This window comes from Burkholderia sp. MSMB1498 (assembly GCF_001526245.1).
Classification (GTDB): domain Bacteria; phylum Pseudomonadota; class Gammaproteobacteria; order Burkholderiales; family Burkholderiaceae; genus Burkholderia; species Burkholderia savannae.
In genome coordinates this window covers 1-3,545 of the sequence record NZ_LOYJ01000127.1, presented here as the reverse complement: position 1 = coordinate 3,545, position 3,545 = coordinate 1, and the positions used below count along the sequence as shown (strand labels likewise).

Genomic DNA, 3,545 nt, shown 5'->3' with positions numbered 1-3,545 from the left:
AACGGAAAGTGCACTTAAGGGTAATCAGGTCGCCTTTATTGGGGCCGCCGTGGTGGCTTTCAGGCATGACAAGGGTTAGGGCCAGCCCCTCTCGAGTCGCCCATTAGCAGGTCCGGTGTCAAGCAACCGCTCCCCTCGACTGCCTGAACAAACGATTCCCGGATTCTTTTAATGACCGGATGTGGTTGCCGATCACGCCCGTTTCTTCATTCCATCGACGGATCGCGCGAGACACCCATCAGGATCAAGCGATTGGCATACAGAGATTGCCTGTCGGCCTAGTGGTTTCACCACCCCAGAAGAACGTTCGCGCCACAACGTGTGCAATGGAATCGCGCAGGACTGTGGTTGCCGGCTAACCGGTACCGACCAAATCCGCAGCTGGCGCGCGTTGCGGAGCCCATATAGTCGCTTCTCAGCCTGTAGGCTGCCTAATCAGGTGTGCTGCCTGCCTGTGTACGAGACAGGACGTCAGTGCACGTGAGCATTGCGTAGGCTGCTGCTGCAAGTCCAAATGTTCCTGACCCGATGAATGTTGTTGCGAGGCCAAAGCGTAGGGCAATCCATGCCCCGATCACTGGTCCGATCACTAGAGCAGCCAGTTGTAAGCTTCGCCCCGACGTTGAAAACACGCCAAGTGCGTCGCGTGGCGCTTCTCGTTGCATCGAGATGGAGTAGCACATTACACCACCGCCGTAGCAGAAACCATTGACGTACCAAAGAGCGCACAACACAACGAGGTTCAAATTCGTGGTGAGGAGGGCTAGCAAGCCTGCTACAACGACCGTACCGCTGAAGCCGGCTAGGAAGGCCGCCATCGATTTAGCTTCGCTAATACGCGCCAGTACCTTTTTCAATAATGTGGCACAACTGATTGCACCGATTGCGGTGAAACTGACGATCGTGCCAAACGCGGCAGCAGGCAATCCGTGATCGCGTAGTAGCACGACCACGATCGAATCGTACATGCCAAGGATTGCCGAAAACGTCAACATCAGGCCAAGTGAAGTCGCCAGCGCAGGGTGTTCGGCCAAGACGCGACGGACTAGCTTGAAGTCCGGATAGCGCCGCTGCGCTTGCCTTGCTACGTCCCGCCAGCCCACGGTTTGGGCGACGACGATTGCGCAAACTGCGGACGCAATCGCCAGACAAGCCGTCAACGCGAACCCGCCTCGAGAATGCAAAGCGAACGACAGTCCTGCGCCGAGCAGAGGAGACAGGATCTTCGTACACTGATCAACGACGGAGGTCAGCGCGACGGTTGAGACGATCTGTTCATCGGATAAGAGACGCCGGATCACGATCTGTTCAGCCGGTATCGTGCCGAGATTACTGATACCTTTGATCAATACCCAGGCAACGAAAACGCTCTCATTGGGAGCAAACGCAAGTCCCAGCGACGTTACGAGACGAGCGAGTGCACTAATGACCATGATCAACGCAGGTGACTTCCGATCGGCGAGAGCGCCGATGAAAGGTCCCACAAGCAATCCAGGAAGTCCGTACAATGCGGCGGTCAGGCCTAGCATGCTGGTGTTCGCGTGATAATGAAACGACATCAGCGAAAAGATCAACGTGAAGTCGACCCAAACAGCGATGGAATTGAAGATACGTCCGAAGAAGAACGGTGGATAACCTCGAACCGAGAATAAGGCAATAGTCGAACGCATAAGCTCCACGCTTCAAAGCGGTTTGTTCTTGACGTACAGTTTGTCGTTCACCACAAAGCCGTCCAGTCCCGTCTCGACAGCATATCGTGCGAGATCGCTGGTCCGGTTGATGAAACCTGCGCCATTGAAGTTCAGTGATGTGTTGCATAGTACGCCGGTTCCGGATTCCCTCTCAAACGCCTCAAGCAAAGCATGAATCCGAGGATTTTGGCTGGGATTGACTGTTTGGGGGCGAGCGGAACCGTCGACATGCGTGACAGCCTGTAGGTCGTTATGTTTGACCCGTGCAAAATACAGCATGTGCGGACTGGGCGCATGCAGGTCGAAGTGATCTTGCGCGCACGCCTCCAGGCAGATTGGAGCGATCGGCCGGAACGACTCCCGGCGTTTGATCGTGTTCAGACGGGTGAGCGCAGTCTTCGCAAACGGAGCAGCCAGGATCGAACGATTTCCCAGTGCTCGCGGGCCAATTTCCGCCCTGCCGCTTGCCCATCCGAGGATAGAGCCTTGGTTTAATAGTGCGGCGACCTCACGATAGCCCATCACCTCTTGACGCCAGCCATCGATGTTGTCCAGATCGTCGATAAATGCTTGACCTCGATACACATCCCATTCGATTTTCGCGTGGCCCGTCAATGCAAGCTGAGCGTCAACCGCAGTGCCGATTGCCGATCCGACATCGTTCGGACACGGAGGTACAAACACATCGGGAAAAAGGCCACTATCCACCCAAGCTCGATTCCAATCGCAATTCAGCCCACATCCGCCACTAATCAACAGCGGAATCGTTCGATTGACAAGTGGCCTTATGCGCTCGAGGAAACGCTCAAAAATGCCATCTGATAGCGCACGTGCGAGATTTTTGAATGCAGGATGCTCAACGCCAATGTTGAAATACTCGGATTCTGCGAACTGTCTTTTGTCGAGCGCATCAAGCGTCAGGGTACTCGACAACATATTCGAAACGAACTCGCGCTCGCCTCTCGATCCATCCGCGCGTTGGCCGAATGCAGCGAGTGCCATCATTTTGCCCGCATCGCCCAATCTGACCTGCCCACTGCGAAAATTAAAGGTAGGATCGGCAACACCATATGCGAACGCATATCGAATACCTGGGTAAGGCATGACATCGCACAGTCGTTCGATATTGACATATTCATCTACAAAGTAAAATGAGCCGATATATCCTTCCCAGACCAATACGTAGCACGCTTGCCCTTGAGGAAACGGCGACATGCCGTAAGCACACATGATATGCGAGCGCTCGTGAGAGTCCGTTATCCGACGAATTTCGTTGCCGAAAAATGAGGCTGGCAAAACCTGCGGCCGAGCGAGACCCAGATAGCCACCGCCAATTGGCGCACCTTGATCAGGCCGAATCCCTTTGCTCCACCCGCTCACGGCAATCACATCCGGGATCCGATCAACTGCTCTGCAAGCGTCGATCAGCAGATCGACATCGACAGGGGCATAACGCGGATTGGTATCTTTTTCCGCTTCATACGAAAATTTCAGGACGCCATTTTCAAGGCTCGCAATGTGCCCGTCGTGTCCAGGCTTAAAGCCGAGAATGAGCATGGGAATGTCTCTCAGGACGCGTTTCTGAGCTTTTCGACAGCAGTCAGCACCTCGGGGGCGAAAGGCGTATCGGCCCCCTCGCCAGCCCCCACAAAAAACAGTACTGATTCATTGATTTCGTCCACGGCCAGCAGACGATTGATTTCTCTGTCAAGGAAGTAGCCTGTCAGCCAAGATTTCAGGCCAAGGCCGGTAGTTACGAGCTGGAAAGTCTGGGCAAGGCAGCCCATATCCAAAAGCGCGACGCGGTAGGCACGGGAGTGCGGGTACTTCCACCACATCTTGTCGAAACGGGAC

General features: G+C 54.8%; 3 protein-coding genes. All 3 read right to left on the bottom strand.

The window, feature by feature from the left end; genetic code table 11:
- Positions 1-431: 431 nt before the first annotated feature.
- Positions 432-1,670, bottom strand: a complete 1,239-nt coding sequence (locus tag WS91_RS30095; protein WP_059645659.1) for an MFS transporter — start codon at positions 1,668-1,670, stop codon at positions 432-434.
- Between the two features lie 12 nt (positions 1,671-1,682).
- Positions 1,683-3,248 carry a carbamoyltransferase C-terminal domain-containing protein gene (locus WS91_RS35075; RefSeq protein ID WP_082758429.1) on the bottom strand — a complete coding sequence of 522 codons (1,566 nt, stop codon included), beginning with the start codon at positions 3,246-3,248 and terminating at the stop codon, positions 1,683-1,685.
- An 11-nt stretch (positions 3,249-3,259) separates the two neighbouring features.
- Positions 3,260-3,545 (bottom strand): nitroreductase family protein (locus WS91_RS30090; protein WP_197422296.1); only part of this gene is annotated, 286 nt, incomplete at its 5' end.